Raw genomic sequence first — 26621 nt, 5'->3', positions numbered from 1 at the left:
GGCCTAACCGACGAACCGCAGCTCCGGGTAGCGGGCCGACGGCCCGTCCAGCAGCCCCGCGTCATCGCGGTGGCGCAGCTCGCGGTCGAAGAACGCCGGGACATACGCGCGCTGGACGGCCACCGCCCGCTCCGGGGCGACCGTGCCGATCGCCCCGGTCACCACCTCCTTCGGCAGGCCCAGCCGCTCGGCGATCCGAGGCAGCATCGACGTGGCGTCGGTGTAGCTCGCATGGCCCGAACCGAGCAGCGTCAGATCGAGCCGCGGGCCCGAGCCGTGCTCCCACAGCGCACCCCACGACGGCACGGTGTGGTGGTCGTTTCCGTCCTTGCCCATGAGCAGCACGGGGCGGTCCACACCGTCCGCGGCGACCGTGGAGAGGGGGCCGGGGTCCTGATCCTCCTGGACGTAGGCCAGCAGCCCGTCCAGATTCGCGGCCGCCGCGATCCGCCGGTCGTCGTGCATCGTCTGAAGGGCCGCGAAACCGCCCGCCGACTGCCCGAACGCGCCGATGACGGACGGGGCGAACGGTGCCGGGACGATCGCCTCCAGCCGGTCGAGAACGAAGCGAAGATCCGCCACTCGCACCGCACAGGTCTTCCGCAGCAGCTCGACGACCGTGCCCTCCCGCTCGGCCCGTTCGTACTCTTCCGGCAGCCGGGTGGTCTCGATCCGGCCGTCCGGGAACTCGACCGCCGACGCGTCGTAGGTGTGGTCGACGCAGACCACGACATAGCCGCGCGACGCCAGCTCATCGGTGAGCGTGGTGCCCAGCGAGCGCGGGTCGCCGACGCCGGGCGAGTAGAGCACCACCGGGCGCGCCACCGGGTGCACTTCCGGGTGCACCCTCGGGTGCGCGGCGCCCCGGCGCGTCCTCGCGGGCGGGGCCCCCTGGTGCGCGAAGGTACGCGTCGCCGCCCAGTCGACGCTGCCCCGCGGCACGCCCCCGAAGTTGTTCAGCCGGTCGAAACCGGCCGCCTCGCCCGGCGACATCTGCGCGGCGCGCGGATACCGCTCGACGTCCCGGGCCGGATAGCGGACGCTGACCATCAGCTCACGCGACGGCCGGGAGGCGACCCAGGGATCGGGCCGGTCATGGTCGACGAGGCGGTGGGAGACCGTGCCCACGGGGTACGGTCCGGTGGGCGCGGGCAGCGTCAGCCGCACCCGGGGCGGCCGCACCCGCCGCGCGGCCGGGGCGGCGACCGCCCTCGGCTGCGCCGCCCCCACCCCCACGGTGGCGAGGGCGGTGGCGGCCAGCAGGGCCCGGCGGCGCGGGCCGGAGTCGGAAGCAGGTGTGGTCATGCCGTAGAGCGTTCCGCTTCCGGCCGTACGCCACCATCGGGGCACCCGCCGTCTCCGGGGTGGGGATGCCCCCCGAAGCCGTACATCACACTGCACCGCACCGTATGCCATAGTGGACCGCATGACGTTCGACGCCGCGGCCTGGCTGGAATCCGCCACCATCGACCCCGCCGTACTCGCCCTGCGCCCCGACTACCGGGTACTGCTCATCACCGCCGAGGGGCTGCGCCCCGGGCCCAGCGACGAGCTCAGCGAGCGACTCCTGGCCGACGCCGAGTCGGCGGCGCGGCAGCGGTTCGGGGACGGCCCGGTGGAGGAACATCCGCATCTGGCCGCCTGGCGAGAGGCGTTCCGCGCCTTCGGCGCCAAGCCGCAGCGCACCCGGCCCAGCGCGGAGGCCCTGCTGCGGCGCGTCTCCGCCGGGCTGCCCCGGGTGGACCGGCTGACCGACATCTACAACGCGATCTCGGTCGGACATGTGATCCCGCTCGGCGGCGAGGACCTCGACCACTACGTGGGCGCGGCCCGGCTCGTGCGCGCCGAGGGCGACGAGACCTTCGAGACGACGGCCGGCGGCGAGCCCGTGGTCGAGCACCCGGCGCCCGGCGAGGTGGTGTGGCGGGACGAGGCGGGCGCCACCTGCCGCCGCTGGAACTGGCGCCAGTGCACCCGCACCCGGCTCACGCATGACACCACCCGGGCGATGTTCGTCCTGGACGCGCTGGGGCCGATGGACGACACGGCGCTGAAGGCGGCCGGTGACCAGTTGGTGGAGGCACTGACGGAGGCGAGCCCGGGGGTGACGATCGCCTCCCGGCTGGTGGGTGCCGCGTAGCGCTGGAGCCGGTGGGGCGGCGGGGCCGGTGGATCTTTCCCCACCCCGCCCCTTCCCGCAGCATCGACATGCGGCTCCCCCGCGTGGCAGGGCTCCCCCTGGCACCGGGACCTGGGGCGAAGTCCCCGGACCCCCAAGCGCACTGGCACGCCGGGGTGGCGGGCCGATGGTCCTTTCCCCTACCCGCCCCTTCCCGTAACCAAGGGCTCCGCCCCTGGAGCCCGGGGTCGATGAGCCGACCATCGCCGCCACGAACGCGGTCGGCACGCCGCCGAAGCGGACACCCGCGCACACCCGGACCGTCCAGCCGGGGCCGGGGCGGAGACCCGGTTTCGCTTCGTCCCCCTGGACCCCTGGACCCCCCGGGGGCCGACGAACCAACCGATCGCGGTCCGCGCGCCAGTGCGGCGGATGGCCGGAGGCCGGGGCGGAGCCCCCCACGCGGCGGAGCCGCATATCGTCGGTGTCGGGAAGGGGCGGGGAGGGGACAGCCCGCCGCAGGCGGCACCATCCAGCGCGGGCTAGAACAGGGCCTGCTGGCCCGATGTCGGGGGTTCCTCCTCGCCGAACAGCTTCGGCGGAGTGGTGAGCAGCGGCGCGATCCGCCGCGAGCCGGGGCAGGAGATCAGCTCGTACGCGGAGCGCCGTCCCGGCGGGTCATGGCGGGCGAAGCGCCCGCCGACGACCGCGATCTCTCGGGTGCAGACCGGGCAGGTGCGGCGGGGTGACGACGACATGGATCCAGTGTCGCCCAGCCGTCCGACAACGGCCCCGGACCGACGCCCGGGGAGCGCTCAGAACGCGTCCACCGGCTTGTACGCCCCCCACACCTCCCGCAGCGCGTCACAGACCTCGCCAACCGTGGCCCGCGCCGCCAGCGCGTCCTTCATCGGGTAGAGCACGTTGGCCGTCCCCGGCTCGCTCTCGGCGGCCTTCCGCAGGGAGGACAGCGCCGCGCTCACCGCCGACCGGTCGCGTTCGGCGCGCAGCCGGGCGAGCCGGGCGCGCTGCCGGGCCTCGATCTCCGGGTCCACCCGCAGCGGCTCGTACGGCGCCTCCTCCGCCAGCTGGAAGCGGTTGACGCCGACCACCACCCGCGTCCCCGCGTCCGTCTCCTGGGCGATCCGGTAGGCGTTGCGCTCGATCTCCTCCTTCTGGAAGTTCCGCTCGATGGCGGCCACGGCGCCGCCCTGGTCCTCGACCCGCCGCATCAGGCCGACGGCGGCCTCCTCGACGGTGTCGGTCAGCGACTCCACGGCGTAGGAGCCCGCGAAGGGGTCCACGGTGGCCGTCACATCGGTCTCGTGTGCCAGCACCTGCTGGGTGCGCAGCGCCAGCCGGGCGGAGACATCGGTCGGAAGCGCGATGGCCTCGTCGAAGGCGTTGGTGTGCAGGGACTGGGTGCCGCCGAAGACGGCGGCCAGGCCCTGGACGGCCACCCTCACCAGGTTCACCTCGGGCTGCTGGGCGGTGAGTTGGACGCCCGCGGTCTGGGTGTGGAAGCGCAGCATCTGGGACTTCGGGTCGCGGGCGCCGAACTCCTCCCGCATCGCCCGCGCCCAGATCCGCCGCGCGGCCCGGAACTTGGCGACCTCCTCCAGCAGTGTGGTGCGGGAGACGAAGAAGAAGGAGAGCCGGGGCGCGAAGTCGTCGATGTCCATGCCCGCCGCGACGGCCGTACGGACGTACTCGATGCCGTCGGCGAGGGTGAAGGCGATCTCCTGCGCGGGCGAGGCCCCGGCCTCCGCCATGTGGTAGCCGGAGATCGAGATGGTGTTCCACTTGGGCAGCTCGGCCTTGCAGTACTTGAAGATGTCCGCGACCAGCCGCAGCGAGGGGACGGGCGGAAAGATGTAGGTGCCGCGGGCGATGTACTCCTTGAGGATGTCGTTCTGGATGGTGCCGGTCAGCCGGGCCCCGGACACGCCCTGCTCCTCGGCCACGAGTTGGTAGAGGAGCAGCAGCGGGGCAGCGGGCGCGTTGATGGTCATGGAGGTCGAGACCCGGTCCAGCGGAATGCCGCCCAGCAGCACCCGCATGTCCTCGACCGAGTCGATGGCCACGCCCACCCTGCCGACCTCGCCGTGCGCGAGGGGCACGTCGGAGTCGTAGCCCATCTGGGTCGGCAGGTCGAAGGCCACCGAAAGACCGGTGGTGCCGTGCTCGATCAACTGCCGGTAGCGGGCGTTGGACTCGGCGGCGGTGCCGAACCCCGCGTACTGCCGCATCGTCCAGGGGCGGCCGGTGTACATCGTCGGATGGACCCCGCGGGTGAAGGGGTACTCCCCCGGCTCGCCCAGCCGCCCGGCCGGGTCCCAGCCGCTGAGCGCGCCCGGCCCGTACACCGGCTCGACGGGGAATCCCGACTCCGACTCGCGCGCCATGGGTCACGCCTCCTGATGGCTGATACCGGGCGTTCTCCCGGTACGGGGCCTTGTTCACAGCATGCGTCGATGTTCGCCCCACGGCAGCCCCGGGAAGCATTCAGAGCAAAAAGATCAGGGGAGGGGTTCGGATGCACCGGACAGCGGTGGTCGGCACCGCGCTGGCCACGGCCACGGCGGCGGCACTGGTCGCCGGGTGCCGGCCGGGGGAGGCGACCGTGAACGGCCGGGGGCAGGAGCGACCCCAGGCCCGGACGAGTACGAGCGCGCCCGAGCGCGAGACGTCGCCCCGGCCACATCGCACGTACACCCACAAGGCCAAGCCCAAGCGGGTGGCGGCACGCCCGCCGCGCACCACGGCCCCCGCCGCGCCGCGGCGCACCGCGCCGAGGGTGGCCCCGCCGGTGATCCCCTTCGGCACCAGCGGGGACCGGGTGCGCGAACTCCAGGCCCGGCTGCGCGCGCTCGGGCTCTTCCACCGGAACCCGACCGGGTACTTCGGCACGATCACGCAGGCGTCGGTCAGCGCGTACCAGCGGGGCCACGGCCTGGCGGCCACCGGCTCGGTGAGCCAACGCACCTGGACCTCACTGCGCTCGGCCACGAAGACGCCCACGCGCGACCAGCTCTACCCGCCGACCACCCTTCCGCTGGCCAAGCCCGATCCGCGGTGCCTGACCGGCCGGGTGCTGTGCATCAGCAAGACCAGCCGCACCCTGGCCTGGATGGTGAACGGCCGGGTGGTGTCGGCGATGGATGTGCGCTTCGGCTCGGAGTACACCCCGACCCGGGAGGGGCTGTTCCAGGTCAACTTCAAGAGCCGGGACCATGTCTCGACGATCTATCACACGCCGATGCCCTACGCGATGTTCTTCAGCGGCGGCCAGGCGGTGCACTACTCCTCGGACTTCGCCGCCCGCGGCTACAGCGGCGCCTCACACGGCTGTGTCAACGTCCGGGACAAGAAGAAGATCGCGGCCCTCTTCGACAAGGTGAAGGCGGGCGACAAGGTCGTGGTCTACAAGTAGGACCGCGACCATCAATTGAGGAACCCCGACGGCGAGGACCCGGTCCGCGAGAGCGGCGCCGGTTTAGGCGCGAAGAGGGGGGCGGCGCGGGCAGAGCCGGGGGAACGTGCTCTGCCCGCGCCGAATGCGCGGAGCCGTCGGTACGGGGGGAACCTCGGCTCCCGCGCGGCCGATGACCAGTCGGCCCGTTTCTTTCAGCGTCGCCGCTGAAAAAAACGTCACACCTGGGTGCCGGAGTCTCAGTCGGCACCCGTTTCCGCGGCGGTCGTGGGGTCGCCCGAAGCGGGCGGTTCCGTGGACTTCAAGGGATCAGCGGCGGTCGTGGGCGTGGTGACGTCGGTCGGCGTGTCGGTGGTGTCCGGCGGAGGGGGCGGCGGGGCCGTGTCGCCGTCCCCTCCAGCTTTTCCCGGATCGCCACCGGAGCCGCCACCGCTGTCCGAACCGGCGCTGTCGCCGGAGCCGGAACCAGAACCGGAACCGGAGCCGTCAGACCCGCCGTTGCCGCTGTCCGTGCCGCCACCGTCGCCGCCGCTGCCGGTGCTCTCGTCGCTGCGCGGGGTGCTGCCCGTGCCGTCGTCGGCGAGGATCTGCGTGCAGTATCCGTGGATGGCGGACGCGCTGCCCGCCGCCTTCGTCAGCTTCTTCAGCGACTTCTTGTCGAGGTCCGCGCCCACGCCCGTTTCCGAGTCCAGATAGCGCGGGCAGACGGCGAGGGCCCACTTCGGGACGCCGGGGTTCCCGTTCGAGGAGCCGGGGCCCTTGCCGTTCTTGCCCTTGCCGTCGTCCTCCGGGTCGGAGGGAACCGTTCCGCCCTGGGCGCCGTTCGAGCCCACGTCGCTGGCATCGTTGTCGCCCGAACCACTGGGATCAGGCGCCGTCGTGCCGCCGTCCTGGGAGATCTCCGGATGGGCGGAGTCCCCGCCGGACCCGCCGTTCGACATGCTCACCGAGGGGCCCGGAGTGTGGTCGCTCTGCCCGAACGGTGTCGGCAGTACCCCCGCGGCTGCCGCCACCGCGAATCCGCTGAGCGCACATCCGGCCACGACCGCGACCATGCCCGCGCGCAGCGGGCGCCGCAGCCGCGGCTGTCTCTCTCTGAAACGCCGGATCCGGTGCGGCCGCCGGGCCATGTCCATTTCGGCCACCTCGGCCACGGACCCCGCCCCGGCCTCGGCACCGGCCTGTGCACCGGCCTCGACCCGGGCCGCCCGGAAGGCGGCCACGGCCGCCTCCTCACCGGGAAGCGCGGACGCGTCGGAGGGGGCCGCCGCACGGCCCGCGCCGGCGGCGGCGCTGAGCACGGCCGCCAACCGTTCCGCATCGGCATATGACTGGTCGCTTCGGCCGTCTGGAGCTGCAGGCTGCCCCTCGACCGGTTCGCCGCGAAGCAACCGCTCCGCGGCACTGTCATCCAGCCAGCTGTAGCGGTGGTCTTCGGCCATCACATGTCCTTCTGCGTTGGCGCGCGTGAATCCGTCACACCAGCAGACTTCGCCACACCCGGCTTGGTTGCGCCGCCGCCGTGTGACTCGCGTTGCCCTGGAACCCCGTCGAGCACCGAATCGCCCCCGGCCGCCGGGCCGATCAGATCGGCGAGCCGCCGCAGCCCCCGGTGGGCGGCGGTGCGCACCGCCCCGGGCCGCTTGCCCAGCACCGCGGCCGCGCTCTTCGCGTCGAGGCCGAGGACCACCCGGAGCACCACCGCCTCGGCCTGGTCCTGCGGCAGCTGGGAGATCAGCCCGAGCGCCTTGCCGGTGCCGATGGCCTCCATCGCCTCACCGGCCGTGTCCGCGTCGGACGGCCGGAACTCCAGCTCCGACTCATCGCCGCCGATGGCCGGGCGGCGGCCGCGCATCCGTATGTGGTCCAGCGCGCGGTTGCGGGCTATCCGGGCCGCCCAGCCCCGGAAACGATCCGCGTCTCCGCTGAATCGTTGCAGGTCACGGGCTATTTGCAGCCATGCTTCTGAGGTGATGTCCTCCGCGTCGCCATCACCGACCAGCGTGCGTACGTAGCCGAGGAGGCGAGGGTGCACGGACCGGTAGACGGTCCGGAAGGCGGTCTCGTCCCCTTCCTGCGCCGCGAGCACCGCGGCGGTCAGTTCCGCGTCGTCCCCCTGCACGCTCTCTTCCTGCCCCACTCGGAGAATCCGTGGTCCAGTCGATTCCGGCGTAACCCGCGGGCTAGCCCTGCCCGTAGGGCGGGTACTGCTGACCGGGCTGGCCGGGCGGCGGGGTCGGCGGCATCTGAGGGGCACCATACGGCGCGGGGCCGGGGGCCGGGGAGCCGTACGGGTTCGGAGAAGGCATCCCGTACGGAGCCGGACCGGCCATCTGCGGGGGCAGCGAGGCCCGCTGCTCCTGCATCGCGGTGATCTGCCGGACCAGCAGCAGCGCCAGGACCGCCGCGGCCATGAAGATCACGATGGCGAACATGTCGAAGGCCAGGATGGAGTGCAGGCTCTCGATGTCGCTCTTCGCCTCCGAGGGAGAAGGGGCGTAGTCGTCGCCCTCCACCTTGCCCCGCAGCAGGTTGTACCGGATCCCGCCGACGGCGTTGGTGACCAGCGCCACGATCCAGGTGACCCACCAGCCGCCCAGTACACCGCGGCTGACGGCCTGCGGCCCCTGCGGGGAGCTGGCCCGCCAGATGTCGTTGGCGATCTGCTTGGGGAACCAGAGGTTGACCACCGGGGTGAACCACGAACCGGCCGCCCAGCCGCTGCTGAAGCGGTGCTGGCCGGGGGCGAAGACCTCGGCGTTCAGCCGCAGCCGCCGGAACCAGACCGCCCAGACCACGGCGATCGCGACGGTGAGCAGCGAGTAGATGACCTGGGCCGTGGTGAACATGTCGTCGGCGTCGTTGAGGTCGTCCTCGGTGATGGAGACCGACTTGCCCTCGACCGCGTCCAGCATGTCCCCGATCACGCTGTACTGGCCGGATCGCGCCACCAGGAGGAAGATGAGCGCGGGCAGTGCCAGCCCGAACAGCACGACGAGCGTGGTGGAAAGCCCGCGCCGCAGATCGACCCCGCCGGTCGGCATGCCCATCGGCGGAGCGGCCGGGTAGCCGTAGCCGCCGGGCATCGGCGGGCTCTGCGGCGGGACGGACGGCTGCTGCGGGGGTCCGGACGGCTGCTGAAGCTGCTGCTGGTAGGTCCCGCATGCGGCACAGCGCCCGTCGGGGCCGACGGCGACAGCGCGGCAGTTCCCACACGGATACATGGTCTTTTGAGTCCCCCTGGGAACGTGACCGCTCCGGGCCACGCGAGAAAATGAGCCTCTGACCGCGCCCAGAGCGCGGACCTGCACGTTACGGGCATCCGACCGGTCCCGTCCAGAGTGGAACGAGCCCCGGGCAGCGGGGTGAAGTCCCCGGTTTCGTCCAAGGGGAGGTGTGACGCAATCGAGGCGTGCGACGCTGTAAGGGGTACGAGCCTCTTGCGGGCTCTCCTGATCGACGGTCGGGGCCTCTCCTGTGGGGGGTGGCGGCCCCGACCGTCCTTCTTTCCTCCCTCCCGGAGCGCTCTCCGAGTTCGAGGGATTTCCCTGCTCAGACCCCCAGCCGCTCCGCGAGCCGGGTGAAGCCGGACCAGCTCAGCGGCGGCTTCCCGGGGTCCCACACCCGCTGCGCCAGTGCCGCGAGCGGCAGCCGGATGCCCTGGGCCACCTGGACGGGGGTCTGGGCCTCGGGCTGGTCGCCCCAGATCGCGAGGCGGGCGCCGAGGATCCGGTCGGGCCCGGTCAGGCTCTTGTCGGCGATGGGCGTGGAGCCGCGCAGTACCGCCGGGGACCAGTCCTCGTAAATGCGTTCCCCGGTCGGATAGGTGAAGCCGCCGGGCTCGCCGAGCACGTAATAGAGGAAGGAGTCGTTGAGGTTGACCACCTTGCGGCCCTCCTTCAGATACTCCAGCGGCGGACGTGCCGTCTCCTTCAGCCGTCCCGTCCAGTACTCGACCTCGATGTCCTTGGCGGGCTGGACGACGCCGCCCGCGAAGAAGCCGTCGTTCCACGCCTTGGGCTGCTTGCCGAGCTGCCGCGCGAGCCGGGCCCGGTCGTTCAGCCAGCCGGTGACCAGGTCCTGCACCCGGGCGCTGGGGCCGTACTTCCGCTTGGCGGCGGCCGCCAGCTCGGGGAACGACACCTGGGGGTCCTTGACGGTCAGCGCGAGGTACTCATCGGCGCCCAGGTGCCACCAGCGGCCGGGGAAGAGCGGGGCGTACTCGCGCATCAGGTCGTCGACGATGCGGGCCGCGGCCGGATTGGAGATGTCCACCGAGCCCTGGAACGTGGTGCCGCCCGCGTTGCGCAGCTGGAGCTGTGGATGGGCCCGGATGACGGCGCCGAGGTGGCCCGGCGAGTCGATCTCGGGGATGACGGTGATGTGCAGCCGCTGCCCGAGCGCGACGATCTGCCGGACCTGGTCCTTGGTGAGGTGCTGGGACGAGACGATCTCGGGGTGGCCGGTGCTCTGGATGCGGAAGCCCTGATCGTCCGAGAAGTGCAGCGCCAGCTGGTTGAGCTTGAGGTCGGCCATTTCACGCATCCGGGCCTCGATCCAGCCGACCGAGAAGAATTTGCGCGCGATGTCCAGGTTGAGGCCGCGCTGGGCGCGGCCGGGCCGGTCGTGGATCACGCCCTCGGGGAGCCGGCCGCCGGAGCGCAGGGCCTGTTTCACGGTGCGGGTGCCGTAGAAGACGCCCGCCTCGGCCGGGCCGGTGATCCGGGCGCGGCCGCCCGTGACCTTCAGGGTGTACGCCTCGCCGCCGCCGCTCTCCTTCGGGGCGAGGGCGAGGGAGAGGTCACCGCGGCGGGCGGGGCCGGAGGTGGTGCGCAGCCCCAGCTCCGCGGCGATCATGCGGGCCTCGTCGGCGAGCGGGCCCTTGAGGTCGGCCACCACCCGGCTGTCGTCGGCGGGCCGCCAGCCGGGGCCCGAGGCCGGGGTGAAGTCGCGGACGGAGGGGATGGTGCGGGGCGGCGCGGAGGCCGCCGTGCGGTGCGGCGGGACGGCCGAGGGGGACCGCGCCGAGGTGGCGGTCGTGGCGTGTGGGGAGGACCGCGCGGGCGAGTGGGTGCCCGGCGGGCGGTGCCCGCCGTCCGTCTGCTGACAGCCGAGGGCCGTCAGGAGGAGCGTGACGGTGGCCCCCGCGATGAGACCGCGGACGCAGGACGCCTTGGTGGCTCTGAGCGGCAATCCCATGGCGGTGCACCTCCTCCTCGGGCCCTCCCCGTTTCATGCGTTCGGCCGCTTGTGGCCGAAAAAAGCCCTGCGCCCCGAATGCCGTCCACCGCATGCGGTAAAACCTCCCCGTTCGGGTGATATCGCGTTCCCTCCGGCACACCCACCTCCCCGCGTCGTTAGCGTGTACTGCTCACGCGCCCAGCCCATGTGTCCCACGCCTCCCCCGGGTCCGTTTCTCCCGGGTGTCCGTTCCCATGCGCGCCCCATGCGTGTCCGAGGAGTCCACGCTGTCCAGGTCCAGGTCCCGCGCCACCGCCTCCCGCCTCGACCGGCTCAACACCGCCGCCGCCGACGCGGCCGAGGCCGCGTTCCTCGCCTGTTGCGGCAGCCGCCGCTGGGCCCGGCTGATCGCGGCCCACCGCCCGTACCCGGATCTGGAGGCACTGCTGGCCGCCGGGGACGAGGCCAGCTATGACCTCACCCCCGCCGATCTGGACGAGGCGCTCGCGGACGAGTCGGTCGTCGGCCATGAGCTGCCGCCCGCGGACAGCCTGGGGTCGCTGGCGGCGCACACCGCGCTCCAGGCCGCCCACGACGCGTACGAGCGTCGGTTCGGTCACGTTTTCGTCATCTGTCTGGATGGTCTGCCGCCCGAGGAGCGGCTGGACCGGCTGCTGACCGGGATCCGGGACCGGCTGGGCAACGAGCGGGAGCGGGAGCGGGACAACACCGCCGAAGAGCTGCGGCGCATCGCCCGCGGCAGACTGGTCCGACTGACCGGGAATCGGTACCGTTTGCCGGAAGTGCCCGGGTTCCGGATCGCGTGATCGCCCGTCCGTGCTTGATCGATCACACTTGAGCCCCCCGGAGGAACCCTCCGACAACACGTCGGTACGATGGCCAGGGCCGGTGGACCGTACCCGGCCGGGCCCGACCGACCGTGAAGCCGGCAGGCCCCAATCCCGCTTCCGGAGGGTTTTTCCGTGCCGGCTGGAACGCTGTATCGCGGCCGGGAAGGCATGTGGTCCTGGGTGGCTCACCGAGTCACCGGCGTCCTCATCTTCTTCTTCCTGTTCGTACATGTGCTGGACACCTCGTTGGTCCGCGTCTCGCCCGAGGCGTACGACGACGTGGTCGCCACGTACAAGAATCCCGTCGTGAACCTGATGGAGTACGGCCTGGTGGCCGCCATCCTGTTTCACGCCCTCAACGGCCTGCGCGTCATCGCCGTCGACTTCTGGTCCAAGGGCGCGAGGTACCAGCGTCAGATGCTCTGGGGCGTCGTCGGTATCTGGGTCGTGCTGATGGCCGGTGCCTTCTACCCGGTCCTCCAGCACACGCTGCGCGAACTGTTCGGGAGCTGACGCACATGTCCGCCGAGACCACCACCCCCGCGAGCGACGCGGTCAGCGCGTACGACGTGGATCACCCGGCGCCGGTCATCGAGCCGCCGCGGGCCCGCACCCGTAAGACGCCCAGGGCGACCCGGACGAACTTCGAGATGTACGGCTGGCTCTTCATGCGCCTGTCCGGCATCCTGCTGGTCGTCCTGGTCCTGGGCCATCTGCTGATCCAGCTGGTACTGGACGGCGGTGTCACCAAGATCGGCTTCGCCTTCGTGGCCGGCCGCTGGGCCTCGCCGTTCTGGCAGGCATGGGATCTGATCATGCTCTGGCTCGCCACGCTGCACGGCGCGAACGGCCTGCGCACGATCATCAACGACTACGCGGAGCGGGACAACACCCGCCTGTGGCTGAAGGCGCTGCTCTACACGGCGGCGGGATTCACCATCGTGCTCGGCACTCTGGTGATCTTCACCTTCGACCCGAACATCCGCTAGGCCCCGGGGCTGAGGTATCCACTCATGAAGATCCACAAGTACGACACCGTCATCGTCGGCGCCGGCGGGGCCGGAATGCGCGCGGCCATCGAGTCGACCAAGCGCAGCCGCACCGCGGTGCTCACCAAGCTCTACCCGACCCGGTCCCACACGGGCGCCGCGCAGGGCGGCATGGCCGCCGCCCTCGCCAACGTCGAGGAGGACAACTGGGAGTGGCACACCTTCGACACGATCAAGGGCGGTGACTACCTGGTCGACCAGGACGCCGCCGAGATCCTGGCGAAGGAGGCCATCGACTCGGTCCTGGACCTCGAGAAGATGGGCCTGCCGTTCAACCGGACCCCGAACGGCACCATCGACCAGCGCCGCTTCGGCGGCCACAGCCGCAACCACGGCGAGGCCCCGGTCCGCCGGTCCTGCTACGCCTCGGACCGCACCGGTCACATGATCCTCCAGACGCTGTACCAGAACTGCGTCAAGGAGGGCGTGGAGTTCTACAACGAGTTCTACGTCCTGGACCTCCTGATGACCGAGGTCGACGGGGTCAAGCGCACCGCGGGTGTCGTGGCGTACGAGCTGGCCACCGGCGAGCTGCACGTCTTCCAGGCGAAGGCCGTCGTCTTCGCCTCGGGCGGCTGCGGCAAGTTCTTCAAGGTGACCTCCAACGCCCACACCCTCACCGGTGACGGCCAGGCGGTCGCCTACCGGCGCGGGCTGCCACTGGAGGACATGGAGTTCTTCCAGTTCCACCCGACCGGCATCTGGCGCATGGGCATCCTGCTGACGGAGGGCGCCCGCGGTGAGGGCGGCATCCTCCGCAACAAGGACGGCGAGCGCTTCATGGAGAAGTACGCGCCGGTCATGAAGGACCTCGCCTCGCGCGACGTGGTCTCGCGGTCGATCTACACCGAGATCCGCGAGGGCCGCGGCTGCGGTCCCGAGGGCGACCACGTCTACCTGGACCTCACCCACCTGCCGCCGGAGCAGCTGGACGCCAAGCTGCCCGACATCACCGAGTTCGCGCGGACCTACCTCGGCATCGAGCCGTACACGGACCCGATCCCGATCCAGCCCACCGCGCACTACACGATGGGCGGCATCCCGACCAACGTCCAGGGCGAGGTGCTGGCGGACAACGACACCGTCGTGCCCGGCCTGTACGCGGCCGGCGAGGTCGCCTGCGTCTCGGTGCACGGCGCCAACCGCCTGGGCACCAACTCGCTGCTCGACATCAACGTCTTCGGCCGCCGGGCGGGCATCGCCGCCGCGGAGTACTCCGCCACGGCCGACTTCGTCGAGCTCCCGGAGGACCCGGCCGCGTTCGTCCAGGCGCAGGTCGAGAACCTGCGGGACGCCACCGGCACCGAGCGGGTCACCGAGGTCCGCAAGGCGCTCCAGGAGACCATGGACAAGAACGTCATGGTCTTCCGCACCGAGCAGACGCTCAAGGAGGCCGTCGAGGAGATCGGCCACCTGCGCGAGCGCTTCCGGAACGTCAGCGTCCAGGACAAGGGCAAGCGGTTCAACACCGATCTGCTGGAGGCCATCGAGCTGGGCAACCTGCTCGACCTCGCCGAGGTCATGGCCATCTCCGCCCTGGCCCGCAAGGAGTCGCGCGGCGGTCACTACCGTGAGGACTACCCGAACCGCGACGACGTCAACTTCATGCGGCACACCATGGCGTACCGAGAGGTGGGCGCGGACGGGTCCGAGTCCATCCGCCTCGACTACAAGCCGGTCGTGCAGACCCGCTACCAGCCGATGGAGCGTAAGTACTGATGAGCACCCCCACTCTCGAGAAGTCCGACCGGGCCCCCGAGGCGGCCGACGCCACCGCCTCGCACCTGATCACCGTCACCTTCCGGATCCGGCGCTTCAACCCGGAGGTCTCGGACCAGGCGGTCTGGGAGGACTTCCAGATCGACATGGATCCGAAGGAGCGCGTCCTCGACGGTCTCCACAAGATCAAGTGGGAGCTGGACGGCACCCTGACCTTCCGCCGCTCCTGCGCCCACGGCATCTGCGGATCCGACGCGATGCGGATCAACGGTCGCAACCGGCTGGCCTGCAAGACGCTGATCAAGGACATCAGCCCGGAGAAGCCCATCACGGTCGAGCCGATCAAGGGGCTCACGGTCCTCAAGGACCTGATCGTGGACATGGAGCCGTTCTTCCAGGCGTACCGCGATGTGATGCCCTTCCTGATCACGACCGGCAACGAGCCGACGCGTGAGCGGCTGCAGTCCGCGGCGGACCGCGAGCGGTTCGACGACACCACCAAGTGCATCCTGTGCGCCGCGTGCACCTCGTCGTGCCCGGTGTTCTGGAACGACGGCCAGTACTTCGGCCCGGCGGCGATCGTCAACGCGCACCGCTTCATCTTCGACTCGCGTGACGAGGGTGGTGAGCAGCGGCTGGAGATCCTGAACGACAAGGACGGCGTCTGGCGCTGCCGTACGACCTTCAACTGCACGGAGGCGTGCCCGCGAGGGATCGAGGTCACGAAGGCCATCCAGGAGGTGAAGCGCGCGCTGATCACGCGGCGCTTCTGAGGCGGGCTGTGGCTCCGTAGGAGCTTGTGGGCGAGGGCCCCGCTTCCCGGGTTTCCGGGGGCGGGGCCTTCGTCGTTCCGACGCGTACTGGGGAACTATGCACAGTGAGTATACACGTCGCGTATAGTCGTGTGCATGGCCACCGCCTACGCTCTCCCGATCAAGACCGCTGCCGCACTCTTCCCCCTGCTGGCACTCTTATTGCTGCTGCCGACAGCCGTCACCCTCTACCGCCGTCACGGCGTGATGTCCCCGGGGCGGACGCTGTCGCTCTACGGCTTCCTCTACTACCTGCTCACCGCCTACTGCATGACGATCGTGCCGCTGCCGAAGCAGACCGCCGACATGTGCCGGCGGTTCGCGATGGTGGCTCATCCGCAGTGGGTGCCCGGGAACACCTTCAGCGACATCTGGAAGGAGGCGCACCACAAGATCGGGCTCAACGCGCTGGTCCTCCAGAACCCCGCCGTCGCCGGGACCGTCTTCAACCTGCTGCTGCTCCTGCCGCTCGGAGTCTTCCTGCGCTATCACTTCCGACGCTCGCTGCCCGCCGCCGCCGCGATCGGCCTCGCCATCTCGCTGTCCTTCGAGCTGACACAGTGGACCGGGGTGTGGGGCCTCTACAGCTGCCCGTACCGCCTCTTCGACGTGGACGACCTGATCGTCAACACCTCGGGAGCGGTGATCGGCTGGCTGCTGGCCGGGCCGGTCGCGCGGATGCTGCCCGCGCTGGAGATGCTGGACGGGCGGGCGCTGGCGGCGCGCCCGGTGCCGTTCGGACGGCGGCTGACGGCGCTGGTCGTGGACGTGGCCGGATATGTCGTCGCCTCGGTGTTCACCGCCGCCGTGATGATCCACCAGGACGGGTCGGCCCCGACCTGGATGCTGGTGGGAATCTTCGTGGCCTGGTTCGTACTGCTGCCGCTGGCGACCGGGGCGACCCCCGGAAAGCGGCTGTTGCTGCTGAAGCTGGTGGCGGACGACGGCGGCCCGCTGGTGGCCTGGCGGCTGACCCTGCGCGCGCTGCTGATCGGGGCGCTGATGATGCCGTTCCTGGCGGGGCTGTTCCTGGCGGTGCTGACGCTGCTGAACGAGCCGTATCCGTCCGGCCTGTTCGCCACCGTCCGCGACTCGGGCACGCAGGGCGCGGCGGCGATCCTCATGGCGCTGAGCCCCACTCAGCTGCTGGCGGTGATGGTCGGATTCACGCTGACGGCGGTCTGCGTACGGAAGACGCTGCGCCACCCGGACCGGCTGGCCCCGCACGACCGCGTCTCGGGCATCCGCAACGCGACGCTGCCGCACAGGCGGGCGGTGCTGGCGGCGGCGCGGGGGGCGGGACAGGCTGCCGACCGTGCCCCGCTCCCGGTGGCGCGGGCGGACGCCGAGGCACCGGCCGCCGCACCCGGCCGTCCCGTGGCCACCCTGGTCACCACCGGCCCCGGTCCGGCGAAGGATCAGGGGTCCGCCGCCAATTCCCGCTGACGCTGGGCGGCTGACGTGAGGCGGGCTGACGTGACGGCAGTCGCCCACGTGACGGCAGTCGCCCACGTGACGGCAGTCGCCCACGTGACGGCGGTCGCTCAGGCGCGGGTCGAGGCGAGCTCCACGACGGTGACGTCCGGGGGCGCCCCGACCCGTACCGGCGGGCCCCACGCGCCCGCGCCACGGGTCACATAGAGCTGGGTGTCGCCGTACCGGTCGAGCCCGGCGGCGGTGGGGTTGGCGAGCTCGGCCACATAGTTGCCGGGCCACAGCTGACCGCCGTGGGTATGGCCGGAGAGCTGGAGGTCCACGCCCGCCCTCACCGCGTCGTGGATCACCACCGGCTGATGGGCGAGCAGCACGGAGGCGCGTGAGCGGTCGCGGTCGCCGAGCGCCTTGCCGAAGTCGGGGCCGTGGCCCTCGCTCTCGCCCGCGACGTCGTTCACCCCGGCGAGATCGAAGCCGGGCAGCTCGGTGCGCTCGTTCTCCAGGGGCCGCAGGCCCAGTTCGCGGACGTGGTCCACCCACTCGGCGGCGCCCGAGTAGTACTCGTGGTTGCCGGTGACGAAGTAGCTGCCGTGGCGGGCGCTCAGCCCGCGCAGCGGCTCGGCGGCCGGGCCGAGGTCGGCCACGCTGCCGTCCACGAGGTCGCCGACGACGGCGACGAGGTCGGGGTTGGTGCGATTGACCGCCTCGACCACCCGCCGGGTGTGGTCGCGGCCCAGGATCGGCCCGAGGTGGATATCGCTGACGACGGCGATCCGGAAGCCGTGCGCCCGGCGCGGCAGCCTGGCGAGCGGCACGGTGATCCGCTTGACCCGCGGCCCACGCAACACGGTGTACGTCCCGTACCCGACCGTCCCGGCCGCCACGGCGGTGGCCCCGACGGCGACGGCCCGCGCGACGAAGAGACGGCGAGAGGGCGCGGGGGCCGCGTCCCCGGCATCCGCCGCGCCGCCCTTGGCCGCCTCGGCGGCCGTCTGTGCGGTGGGCTCGGCGGCCGCCTGCGGGGTGGCCTTGGCAGCCGCCTGCGGGGTGGCCTTGGCAGCCGCCTGCGGGATGGGCTTGGCAGGCGCCTGCGGGGTGGCCTTGGCAGCCGCCTGCGGGATGGGCTTGGCAGCCGCCTGCGGGGTGGCCTTGGCAGGCGCCTGCGGGATGGGCTTGGCGGCGTCGCCCTCGGCGACCTTGGCCGCCCCGGCCGCAGTGGGCCCCACTGCCCCGGCCGGGGCCTCGATGGCCCCGTCGGCGACGGCCTCGGCTTCACTCACCACAGCGGCGCCCAGGCCATCTCCGGCCGCTGAGCCCGCGCCGCCTTCGGCCGCCGCGCCCTCGCGGCCGCCCGTGCCGACGGCCGCCGGAGCGGGAGCGGGAGCCGGAGCGGCGGCGCCACTGTGGTCGGCGAACGCCGTCGGCAGTCCGCCTGACACCCCCGGGCCCTCGGCCGACCGCACATCAGCGGGCTCGCTACGGCTCAGCCAGGCGCGCAGCAGGGGGCGTACCGCCTCGCCCGCCAGGAGGGCCAGGGTCAGGTACAGGAGGAGGGCGAGCCAGAGGTAGCCCGGCCAGGCGAGGGCGCGCTGGAGGGGGAAGGGCGCGCCCGCGCGGCCCGCGATCAGCGCGCCGACGCTGATCAGCGGCAGCGCGAAGGCCGCCGCCGTGCCCGTACGGCGCGCCCACCCCCCGCGCGCCGTGGTGTCGCGGACGAGCCGCCGCCACACGTACCAGTGGACGCCGGTCAGCAGACCGACGACGACCAGTGCGATCAGGACGTAGAGCACGACCATCCCCGGTCCCCTCCCCTAGCCACTACCCGACCACCTGCCACGGCTGCGGCTGTGTCTGCCTGCCACGGCGGCCTGGAACGGCTACTCGGAGGCGTCGTTCCGGCGCAGGGCGCGCACACCACGCAACCCGATCACCCCGATCGCCGTCCCCAAGAGAAACGAGGTGATCGCGAGCAGCAGATGCACCCAAAAGTACGCGGTGGGGTCGCCGGAGTCGTCGAAGGCGAGTCCGCTGGCGTCCTTCCACAAATTTTTGACAAAGGTGAACCAGATGACCCAGCTCCAGACCCCGAAGGCGAGCAGGAACCAGGACACGGGGCGGCTGAGCTTCATGGTCTCCAGTATGGGCACGACCTCCCATACCTCCACGCGGGGGTCTGCCGTCAATACGTCGGCGCTGCTGTCGCTCTCCTCAGCGACGCGAGGTACGTTCACCTCCGTGCCCACACCTTCCTTCACCAGCACTCACGTCCGACACAGCACCCGTAAGCGCACCGGCGAGAGCATCGACAAGAGCGCCGGCAAGATCTCCGGCGAGAGCACCGGCAAGATCTCCGGCAAGGGCCGCACCCCCGCCCGCCGCGCCGTGGCTCCGCTGGCCGCCACCGCCGCCGCCCTCCTGCTGTGCGGTCCGCTCGCCGCCGCCCCGGCGCACGCCGCCGACCAGCCGGGCGGCTCGGCCGACGCGGTCAAGCCGCCCGCGCACATGTCCACGGTGGGCGGGAAGCGGCTCGGCCGCCCCGACACCCAGGTGGACCCGAAGCCGGGCGCGCCCGCGCTGCCCAAGGGGCTCAGCGGGAAGTCGTGGCTGGTGGCCGACGCCGAGTCGGGCGATGTGCTCGCCTCGCACAACGCCCACTGGCAGCTGCCGCCCGCGTCCACGCTGAAGATGCTGTTCGCGGACACGCTGCTGCCGAAGATGCCGAAGACGAAGACCCACAAGGTGCAGCTGTCCGACCTGGAGGGAATGGGTGAGGGCAGCAGCCTGGTCGGGGTCAAGGAGAACTACACCTACTCGGTCCACGACCTGTGGCTCGGCGTCTTCCTGCGCTCGGGCAACGACGCGGTGCATGTGCTGGCGGCCATGAACGGCGGGGTCCCGGCGACCGTAAGGGAGATGCAGGCACACGCGAAGTACCTGAACGCCCGGGACACCCATGTGGTCACCCCGGACGGCTACGACGAGAAGGGCCAGGTCAGCAGCGCGTACGACCTGACCCTCTTCGCCCGCTCGGGGCTGCAGAAGGCGGATTTCCGGGAGTACTGCTCGACGGCGACCGCGCAGTTCCCCGGTGTGTTCGAGAAGGACAAGAAGGGCAAGAAGACCCGCTCCAGCTTCGGCATCCAGAACACCAACCGGCTGCTGACCGGCCTCGGCGTGGAGCCCTACAAGGGCATCGCCGGGGTCAAGAACGGCAACACCACGAACGCGGGCGCCACCTTCACCGGAGTCGCCCAGCGCGGCGACCGGGTACTGCTGGTCACCGTCATGAATCCGCAGGAGCAGCAGCCGAACGAGGTCTACAAGGAGACCGCGAAGCTCTTCGACTGGGGGTTCAAGGCGTCGGGCTCGGTGAACCCGGTCGGCACCCTCGTCCGGCCGGGCGCGGCGGGCGCGAACCACCCCTCGGCCGGTGGCGAGGACGGCCATAAGCACGCCCAGGCGTCCGTCTCGGCGGACGGCGGAAGTTCGGGCGGCATGTGGACCGCGATGGGCATCACGGGCGGCTCCCTGGCGCTGCTGGGCGCGGTGGCCTTCGGGGTGCACCGCCGCTGGCCGCTCCCGGAGCTGGTGCGCCGCCGCTCGCGCGACTGAGCGAAGCCCTGACGGCGGCCGTGGCCACCTTACGGTCGCCGTGGCCGCCCTACGGTCCGCCGTGGTCCCCTTACGGTCGCCGCCGTCCGTTGTCACGCCGCCGCCGGCGGGCCTTCCGGCCCGCCGGCGCGGTGCTTCTCGACCTCCGGCTCGGGCGGCCCCGACGGCTCGGGCCGCCCGGACGGCTCCGACGACTCCTCCGGCTCGGGCGGCTCCTCCGGTTCGGACGGCTGGGCCTTGTCCGCCTCGGCCGCCCATTCCGCCTCGTGCTCGGCCTGGGCGGCGGGCGGGATGGCGGTCCAGGCGGCGCAGTACAACGTGAGTTTCGCGGTGAAGTTGATCCACAGCAGCAGTGCGATGGGCACCCCGAACGCCCCGTACATGCTCTTGGCCGCCACGTCCTTCAGATAGCTGCTGAGCAGCAGCTTGAGCAGTTCGAAGCCGATCGCCCCGATGAGCGCGGCGACCGCGACCGTACGGCGCGGCGGCTCCACGCCCGGGAGCCAGGTCAGCACGTAGCACAGCAGCAGGACGTCGGCGCCGACGGCGATGAGGAACGCGGCGATCCGCAGCAGCCAGCCGCCGACCCCGTTCTCGGGGATGCCGATGAGCCGGGCGACCCGGCCCACGGCGGTGGCGGCCAGGGCGGACACGGCGAACGAGACGAGCGCCACCCCGCCCAGCCCGATCAGCACGAACGCGTCCTTGACCTTCCGCACCAGCGGGTTGCCGGGGTCCTCCTCCAGCTCCCATACGGCGCGCAGGCACTCGCGCAGCGAGCCCACCCAGCTGATGCCGGTGAACAGCAGCAGGGCGCCCGCGACGACCCCGATCGTGGCGGCGTTCTGGACGAGTGCGCCCAGGTCGAGCTGGCCGGAGATACCGGGGATCTGCTGGGCGAGCTTCTTCTGGAGCTGCGCCATCTGTGCCTGGGTGAGCGTCGCCGCGCCGATCGCCGCCCCGACGGCGATGAGCGGGAAGAAGGCGATGAAGCTGGTGAACGTGATCGCGGCGGCGAGCCGGGTCCAGTGGACGCGGTCGAGCCGTTCGTACGTACGCCAGGCGTGGGAGCGCATCAGCCAGGCCAGGGCGGGGCCGACGACAGGCAGCCGGGTCAACGATTCCATGATCAGCAACTACCCTTCTGCGCGTTGTCACTCCTCGGCGCGCCGGGCGCGAGGTACGGATATCCGGGTTCCCCGGACCGGCGCTCCCCTCATCACTCTTTTCGGTGAGGGCGCGCATACGGACGCACGATCACTCCATATGCTCCGGATCGTGCGGATAAGTTCCCCCCATGAAGGACGTCGTCGGTTCCCCGCAGTCGCTGCTCGTCCTGGGCGGCACCTCCGAGATCGCCCTGGCGACCGTCCGCCGCCTGATCACCCGCCGCGCCCGTACGGTCTGGCTGGCCGGCCGTCCCTCGCCCGCCCTGGAGTCGACCGCGCGGCAGTTGCGGGACCTCGGTGCCGACACCCTTACGGTGCCCTTCGACGCGCTCGCCCCCGAGGCCCACGAGGTGACCCTGGGCAAGGTCTTCGCCGAGGGCGACATCGACCTGGTGCTGCTGGCCTTCGGCGTCCTGGGCGTCCAGGCGCGGGACGAGACCGATCCCCCGGCGGCGGTCCGGGTCGCCCAGACCAACTACACCGGCGCCGTCTCCGCGGCCCTGATCTGCGCCAACGCCATGCGCCGCCAGGGCCATGGCTCGCTGGTGGTGCTCTCATCGGCCGCCGCCGGACGGGTCCGCCGCACCGACTTCATCCACGCCTCCGCCAAGGCCGGGCTCGACGCGTTCGCCCGGGGGCTGGGGGACGCGCTGCGCGGCACGGGCGTCCATGTGATGGTCGTACGCCCCGGCTTCGTCCGTACGAAGCTCACGGCCGGGCTGCGGCCCGCACCGCTGGCCACCACGCCGCAGGCGGTCGCCGAGGCCATCGAGGAGGGGCTGCGGCGGCGCGCCCCGGTCGTCTGGGTGCCGGGCGCGCTGCGGCTGATGACGGCGGCACCCCGCCTGCTGCCCCGCGCCGTCTCCCGGCTGGGCGGGCCCCGCAGGGGGGCGGGGCCGTGTTGATGTGCGGCTCCGCCGCGTGGGCGCGACCGGCCACGACGGGCCCGCGGCTGACCGACGCACCGGAACCCCGGCGGAGCGTTCCGGCGGAGCGCTCAGTGAGAGGGTGCCGCCGGGCGCGAGAGATCGGCCTGACGGGGCACCACGGGCTGGGCACCGCCCGGCTGTTCATCCGCCCCGAAGGGATATTCGCGGTCCAACTGCCAGACCTCGTCCGCCCCCTGCTCGTACAGCGCGAAGCCGGTGATCGTCCACGCGGCCTCGTACTCCTTGAGCTCCACGAACGCCCGGTCCATCGCCTCCTCGTCGATGCCGTGCGCGACCGTGACATGCGGGTGGTACGGGAACTGCAGCTCACGCGCGCACGGCCCGGACTCCGCCCGGATCCGCTCCTGGAGCGCCGCGCACTCCTCCGCGCCCTCGACGATCCTGACGAAGACCACCGGCGAGAGCGGCCGGAAGGTGCCGGTGCCCTCCAGCCGCATCGGGAACGGCCGCCCCTCGGCCGCGACCCGCGCCAGATGGTCCTCCACGGCGGGCAGCGCCGAGACGTCGACCTCGGTCGGCGGCAGGAGGGTCACATGCGTGGGGATGCCATGGGCGGCCGGGTCCCCGAAGCCCGCGCGCCGCTCCTGGAGGAAGCTGCCGTACGGCTCCGGGACCGCGATCGAAACGCCGAGCGTTACGGTCCCCACTGCGTTCTCCCTCCTGGCCCTCCCGGGCTGCTGGGTTCTGGCCGCTGCACCCGTGTCAGTGTGGCGGCTGCGCCGCCCTCGCGGCTAGATTCCTCGGTCCTTTGGCACACCCGTCCAAAGGCCCCCTGGTCAGGGGGCCGGACCGGTGTGTTCCGCTGTCCGCGCGTCCGTATTGGTACGGGCGCGGGGCGCGCCGTGCTCACCGGGTGGTGCGCACGGCGGCCGGTGTGCCGCTCAGCGAACGGCGGGCAGGAAGCCCACCTTGTCGTAGGTGGCGGCCAGCGTGTCGGCGGCGACGGCTCGGGCCTTGTCCGCGCCCTTGGCCAGGATTCCGTCCAACGTCGCGGGGTCGCCCAGGTATTCCTGGGTCCGCTCGCGGAACGGCGTGACCCACTCGACCAGCACCTCGGAGAGGTCGGTCTTGAGCGCGCCGTAGCCCTTGCCCTCGTAACGGCGCTCCAACTCCGCGATGGCGGTGCCGGTCAGGGTGGAGTAGATGGTCAGCAGATTGCTGACGCCCGGCTTCTTCTCCTCGTCGAAGCGGATCTCCGTCTCGAGGTCGGTCACCGCGCTCTTGATCTTCTTTGCCGAGACCTTGGGCTCGTCGAGGAGGCTGACGATGCCCTTCGGCGTGGACGCCGACTTGCTCATCTTGATCGTCGGGTCCTGGAGGTCGTAGATCTTCCCCGTCTCCTTGACGATGTACGGCTCGGGGACGGTGAAGATCTCACCGAAGCGGCCGTTGAAGCGGTCGGCCAGATCACGGGTGAGCTCGATGTGCTGGCGCTGGTCCTCGCCGACGGGGACGTGATTGGCCTGGTAGAGCAGGATGTCCGCGACCTGGAGGATCGGGTAGGTGAACAGGCCGACGGTGGCCCGGTCGGCGCCGTGCTTGGCCGACTTGTCCTTGAACTGCGTCATCCGGGACGCCTCGCCGAAGCCGGTGAGACAGTTCATCACCCAGCCGAGCTGGGCGTGCTCGGGCACATGGCTCTGGATGAAGAGCGTGCAGCGGTCCGGGTCCAGGCCGGAGGCGAGCAGCTGGGCGGCGGCGAGCCGGCTGTTGGCGCGCAGCTCCGCCGGATCCTGCGGCACGGTGATCGCGTGCAGGTCGACCACGGTGTAGAACGCGTCGTGGGTCTCCTGCAGCGCGACGTACTGCCGGATCGCACCGAGGTAGTTGCCGAGATGGAAGGAACCTGCGGTGGGCTGGATACCGGAGAGCGCACGGGGACGATCGAGGGCCATGGCACCCATTCTCTCAGGTGTGGAACCGGACTCCGTCCGCCGGTGTATGAGATGTGTGAGGACTGGTGAAGCACAGATCATCGCGCGGGTGCGGGCCGGCGACGCCGAGGCGTATGCCGAGCTGGTGCGGGCCCATGCGCCGATCGCGCACCGCACCGCCCGGCTGCTCGGGGCGGGCGCGGATGCCGAGGATGTGGTGCAGGACGCCTTTGTGAAGGCGTATCTCGCGCTCGGGCGGTTCCAGAGCGAGGCGGCGTTCCGCCCCTGGCTGCTGCGGATCGTCGCCCATGAGACGAGTAACGCGGTGCGCTCGGCGCGCCGGAGGCGCACGGCGGCGGACCGGGAGGGGGCGCTGCTCGCCGGAGCCGAGCCGGTGATACCGGAGTCAGCCGATCCGGCGGCCGTGGCGCTGGCGGGCGAGCGGCGGGCGCGGCTGCTGGCCGCGCTGGAGGAGCTGAGCGAGCCGCAGCGGCGGGTGGTGATTTACCGCTATCTGCTGGATCTGGACGAGGGGGAGACCGCGGAGGCGCTGGGCTGGCCGCGCGGCACGGTGAAATCGCGGCTGAGCCGCGCCCTGAGACGGCTGGAGCGGCTGCTGGGGCCGTCGGAGACGTCGGAGACCGAGAGGGAGACGGCCGATGAGATGGAGTGGGGAGGCGCGGGAGATGGCCGAGGAGGGGCTGCCCGGAGAGCTGCGGGCGCTCGGGCGGGGGCCGGGGATACCGCCGTCCGGCGCGCCGTCGCGGCACGGCGTGTCGCAGGAGGGCGGCGTGGCGCCGGAGGGCGGCGCGCCCTCGGGGGCGGCGGAGGGCGGCGTCCCGGCGGCGGGCGGGGAGACGCTGGTCGAGCGGGTGCTGGCCCGGATCGTGGGCCTGCCGGTGCCGGTGGCCGACGACGACCGGATCCTGGAGGAGCAGTGGTGGCGGCCGCTGCCCGGCCTGGAGGCCGGGCAGGGCCCCGCGCCGGGGGTCAGCCGGTCGGCAGACCGGGCGCCGGGTAGGCCGCCATCAGCTCGGACACCTCGGCCCTGATCTTGGTGAGGGCACCCTCGTCACCGCTCTTCGCGGCGGTCACCCCGCGGTCGATCCAGTCGGCCACCGCGGGCATGTGCTCGGTGGTCAGACCGCGCGAGGTGAGGGAGGGAGTGCCGATCCGGATGCCGGAGGGGTCGAAGGGCTTGCGCGGGTCGTACGGGACGGTGTTGTAGTTCACCACGATCCCGGCCTGGTCCAGGGCCTTGGCCGCGACCTTGCCCGGCACCTCCTTGGGCGTCAGGTCCATCAGGATCAGATGGTTGTCGGTACCGCCGGAGACCAGGTCGAAGCCGCGGGCGAGCAGTTCCCCGGCGAGCGCCTTGGCGTTGGCGACCACGGCCCCGGCGTAGTCACGGAAGGCGGGCTGGGCGGCCTCGTGCAGGGCCACCGCGATGGCGGCGGTGGTCTGGTTGTGCGGACCGCCCTGGAGCCCGGGGAAAACGGCCTTGTCGATGGCCTTGGCATGGGTCTCGCGCGACATCAGCATCGCGCCGCGCGGACCCCGGAGCGTCTTATGGGTGGTGGTGGAGATGACATCGGCGTACGGGACGGGCGAGGGATGGGCGCCGCCCGCGATCAGACCGGCGATATGCGCGATATCGGCCACGAGCACGGCGTCCACCTCTCGGGCGATCTCCGCGAAGGCGGCGAAGTCGATCGTGCGGGGCACCGCCGTGCCACCGCAGAAGATCAGCTTGGGCCGCTCCTTGCGGGCCAGCCCGCGCACCTGGTCGAAGTCGATCACGCCGGTGTCCTGCCGCACCCCGTACTGGACACCGCGGAACCAGCTGCCGGTGGCGGAGACGCCCCAGCCGTGGGTGAGATGACCACCCATGGGCAGTGACATGCCCATCACGGTGTCACCGGGCCGGGCGAAGGCCAGATAAACCGCGAGGTTGGCGGGCGAGCCGGAGTAGGGCTGGACATTGGCGTGCTCGGCGCCGAAGACGGCCTTGGCCCGGTTGATCGCCAGGGTCTCCACCTGGTCGATGACCTGCTGGCCCTCGTAGTAGCGGCGGCCCGCATAGCCCTCGCTGTACTTGTTCTGCAACACCGTCCCGGAGGCCTCCAGGACGGCGGCGGAGACATAGTTCTCGCTCGGGATCAGGCGCAGGGTCTCGGACTGCAGCAGTTCCTCGGAGCCGACGAGGGAGGCCAGTTCGGGGTCGGCGGCGAGCAGGGCGGGATGGGACAGGGGCAGGCTCATCGAGTTCCTCCGGGGCGATCGGTGACGGTCCGGTCGTGTCCCGGGGTGCCCAGGCGGGCGGCACCTCGTGGCGCTGTGGCCGCGCATCGCTTCCTCGTGGTCGGTTCCACGCTCGGCTCGCCAGTCACGGTGCGCACCCCCACTCTAGCTAGTGAG

At 71.7% G+C, this 26621-nt stretch carries 23 protein-coding genes, 1 pseudogene and 1 riboswitch; of the genes and pseudogenes, 11 read left to right on the top strand and 13 right to left on the bottom strand.

The annotated features are described in order from the left end of the window. Window positions 1–3: 3 nt before the first annotated feature. A complete protein-coding gene (locus LIV37_RS29025) occupies window positions 4–1305 on the bottom strand; it encodes an alpha/beta hydrolase family protein (protein ID WP_020870655.1) in 1302 nt (433 codons plus the stop codon). 121 nt (window positions 1306–1426) lie between these two features. Here LIV37_RS29025 and LIV37_RS29020 point away from each other — a divergent pair, with 121 nt between their 5' ends. Next, a complete protein-coding gene (locus LIV37_RS29020) occupies window positions 1427–2140 on the top strand; it encodes a B3/B4 domain-containing protein (RefSeq protein ID WP_020870654.1) in 714 nt (237 codons plus the stop codon). Between the two features lie 521 nt (window positions 2141–2661). Here the strand turns inward: LIV37_RS29020 and LIV37_RS29015 are convergent. Together LIV37_RS29015 and LIV37_RS29010 are read right to left on the bottom strand one after the other, a co-directional pair. Beyond that, the gene (locus LIV37_RS29015; protein WP_020870653.1) at window positions 2662–2877 is read right to left on the bottom strand and encodes a hypothetical protein; all 216 of its coding nucleotides are present in this window, start codon (window positions 2875–2877) and stop codon (window positions 2662–2664) included. A 57-nt stretch (window positions 2878–2934) separates the two neighbouring features. Next, window positions 2935–4524, bottom strand: a complete 1590-nt coding sequence (locus LIV37_RS29010; protein WP_020870652.1) for an acyl-CoA mutase large subunit family protein — start codon at window positions 4522–4524, stop codon at window positions 2935–2937. 131 nt (window positions 4525–4655) lie between these two features. Between LIV37_RS29010 and LIV37_RS29005 the strand changes: the two genes are divergently transcribed. Continuing rightward, window positions 4656–5552, top strand: a complete 897-nt coding sequence (locus LIV37_RS29005) for a L,D-transpeptidase family protein (RefSeq protein ID WP_020870651.1) — start codon at window positions 4656–4658, stop codon at window positions 5550–5552. A gap of 239 nt (window positions 5553–5791) precedes the next feature. On the opposite strand, the gene LIV37_RS29000 is transcribed toward LIV37_RS29005, so the two are convergent. The 4 genes from LIV37_RS29000 to LIV37_RS28985 form a co-directional block, all read right to left on the bottom strand. Further along, window positions 5792–6994 carry a hypothetical protein gene (locus LIV37_RS29000; protein ID WP_020870650.1) on the bottom strand — a complete coding sequence of 401 codons (1203 nt, stop codon included), beginning with the start codon at window positions 6992–6994 and terminating at the stop codon, window positions 5792–5794. Further along, a complete protein-coding gene (locus tag LIV37_RS28995; RefSeq protein ID WP_121824385.1) occupies window positions 6994–7674 on the bottom strand; it encodes an RNA polymerase sigma factor in 681 nt (226 codons plus the stop codon). Before LIV37_RS28995 ends, LIV37_RS29000 begins: the two co-directional genes overlap by 1 nt. A 61-nt stretch (window positions 7675–7735) precedes the next feature. Further along, entirely contained in the window at window positions 7736–8776 is a 1041-nt protein-coding gene (locus LIV37_RS28990) for a DUF4328 domain-containing protein (protein WP_121824386.1), read from the bottom strand. Between the two features lie 328 nt (window positions 8777–9104). Further along, window positions 9105–10751 (bottom strand): beta-N-acetylhexosaminidase, encoded by a 1647-nt coding sequence (locus LIV37_RS28985; protein WP_020870647.1) that lies wholly within the window; start codon window positions 10749–10751, stop codon window positions 9105–9107. A 236-nt stretch (window positions 10752–10987) separates the two neighbouring features. On the opposite strand from LIV37_RS28985, the gene LIV37_RS28980 reads away from it, so the two are divergent. The 6 genes from LIV37_RS28980 to LIV37_RS28955 all read left to right on the top strand — a co-directional run bounded on the left by LIV37_RS28980 (window position 10988) and on the right by LIV37_RS28955 (window position 16610). Next, window positions 10988–11560, top strand: a complete 573-nt coding sequence (locus LIV37_RS28980) for a 2-oxo-4-hydroxy-4-carboxy-5-ureidoimidazoline decarboxylase (RefSeq protein WP_214663081.1) — start codon at window positions 10988–10990, stop codon at window positions 11558–11560. Window positions 11561–11716: 156 nt separating this feature from the next. Then, entirely contained in the window at window positions 11717–12097 is a 381-nt protein-coding gene (gene sdhC, locus LIV37_RS28975) for a succinate dehydrogenase, cytochrome b556 subunit (protein WP_037953444.1), read from the top strand. A gap of 5 nt (window positions 12098–12102) precedes the next feature. Beyond that, window positions 12103–12573, top strand: a complete 471-nt coding sequence (locus LIV37_RS28970) for a succinate dehydrogenase hydrophobic membrane anchor subunit (protein ID WP_020870644.1) — start codon at window positions 12103–12105, stop codon at window positions 12571–12573. Between the two features lie 24 nt (window positions 12574–12597). Next, window positions 12598–14352, top strand: a complete 1755-nt coding sequence (gene sdhA, locus LIV37_RS28965; protein WP_020870643.1) for a succinate dehydrogenase flavoprotein subunit — start codon at window positions 12598–12600, stop codon at window positions 14350–14352. After that, window positions 14352–15125, top strand: coding sequence for a succinate dehydrogenase iron-sulfur subunit (locus LIV37_RS28960; protein ID WP_020870642.1), 774 nt, complete (start codon window positions 14352–14354; stop codon window positions 15123–15125). Before sdhA ends, LIV37_RS28960 begins: the two co-directional genes overlap by 1 nt. A 135-nt stretch (window positions 15126–15260) precedes the next feature. Then, complete coding sequence (locus LIV37_RS28955; protein WP_020870641.1) at window positions 15261–16610, top strand: VanZ family protein; 1350 nt, start codon at window positions 15261–15263, stop codon at window positions 16608–16610. Window positions 16611–16708: 98 nt separating this feature from the next. Here the strand turns inward: LIV37_RS28955 and LIV37_RS28950 are convergent, their stop codons facing one another. Beyond that, window positions 16709–18394 (bottom strand): metallophosphoesterase, encoded by a 1686-nt coding sequence (locus LIV37_RS28950; protein ID WP_020870640.1) that lies wholly within the window; start codon window positions 18392–18394, stop codon window positions 16709–16711. Window positions 18395–18475: 81 nt separating this feature from the next. Next, the gene (locus tag LIV37_RS28945) at window positions 18476–18727 is read right to left on the bottom strand and encodes an SCO4848 family membrane protein (protein WP_037953585.1); all 252 of its coding nucleotides are present in this window, start codon (window positions 18725–18727) and stop codon (window positions 18476–18478) included. Window positions 18728–18833: 106 nt separating this feature from the next. On the opposite strand from LIV37_RS28945, the gene LIV37_RS28940 reads away from it, so the two are divergent. Next, a complete protein-coding gene (locus LIV37_RS28940; protein WP_020870638.1) occupies window positions 18834–20210 on the top strand; it encodes a D-alanyl-D-alanine carboxypeptidase family protein in 1377 nt (458 codons plus the stop codon). Window positions 20211–20302: 92 nt separating this feature from the next. Here the strand turns inward: LIV37_RS28940 and LIV37_RS28935 are convergent, their stop codons facing one another. Beyond that, on the bottom strand, window positions 20303–21337 hold the full coding sequence (locus LIV37_RS28935; RefSeq protein ID WP_121825201.1) for a YihY/virulence factor BrkB family protein: 1035 nt from the start codon (window positions 21335–21337) through the stop codon (window positions 20303–20305). Between the two features lie 170 nt (window positions 21338–21507). On the opposite strand from LIV37_RS28935, the gene LIV37_RS28930 reads away from it, so the two are divergent. Then, the gene (locus tag LIV37_RS28930; protein ID WP_020870636.1) at window positions 21508–22284 is read left to right on the top strand and encodes a decaprenylphospho-beta-D-erythro-pentofuranosid-2-ulose 2-reductase; all 777 of its coding nucleotides are present in this window, start codon (window positions 21508–21510) and stop codon (window positions 22282–22284) included. 92 nt (window positions 22285–22376) lie between these two features. Here LIV37_RS28930 and LIV37_RS28925 read toward each other — a convergent pair whose 3' ends face one another. Both LIV37_RS28925 and trpS read right to left on the bottom strand, forming a co-directional pair. Then, on the bottom strand, window positions 22377–22976 hold the full coding sequence (locus tag LIV37_RS28925; protein ID WP_020870635.1) for a 2'-5' RNA ligase family protein: 600 nt from the start codon (window positions 22974–22976) through the stop codon (window positions 22377–22379). Window positions 22977–23210: 234 nt separating this feature from the next. Next, window positions 23211–24224, bottom strand: a complete 1014-nt coding sequence (gene trpS, locus LIV37_RS28920) for a tryptophan--tRNA ligase (RefSeq protein WP_020870634.1) — start codon at window positions 24222–24224, stop codon at window positions 23211–23213. Between the two features lie 76 nt (window positions 24225–24300). On the opposite strand from trpS, the pseudogene LIV37_RS28915 reads away from it, so the two are divergent. Next, window positions 24301–24867: pseudogene (locus LIV37_RS28915) on the top strand (RNA polymerase sigma factor); the annotation flags it as partial. A 326-nt stretch (window positions 24868–25193) separates the two neighbouring features. Here LIV37_RS28915 and LIV37_RS28910 read toward each other — a convergent pair. Further along, entirely contained in the window at window positions 25194–26465 is a 1272-nt protein-coding gene (locus LIV37_RS28910; RefSeq protein ID WP_020870631.1) for a serine hydroxymethyltransferase, read from the bottom strand. Between the two features lie 40 nt (window positions 26466–26505). After that, window positions 26506–26603, bottom strand: a riboswitch (ZMP/ZTP riboswitch). Between the last annotated feature and the right edge of the window lie 18 nt (window positions 26604–26621).

Source organism: Streptomyces rapamycinicus NRRL 5491 (assembly GCF_024298965.1).
In the GTDB taxonomy this organism is placed as follows: domain Bacteria; phylum Actinomycetota; class Actinomycetes; order Streptomycetales; family Streptomycetaceae; genus Streptomyces; species Streptomyces rapamycinicus.
Note: the sequence above shows the minus strand (reverse complement) of the source record. Positions and strands in the feature narration are given on the sequence as shown.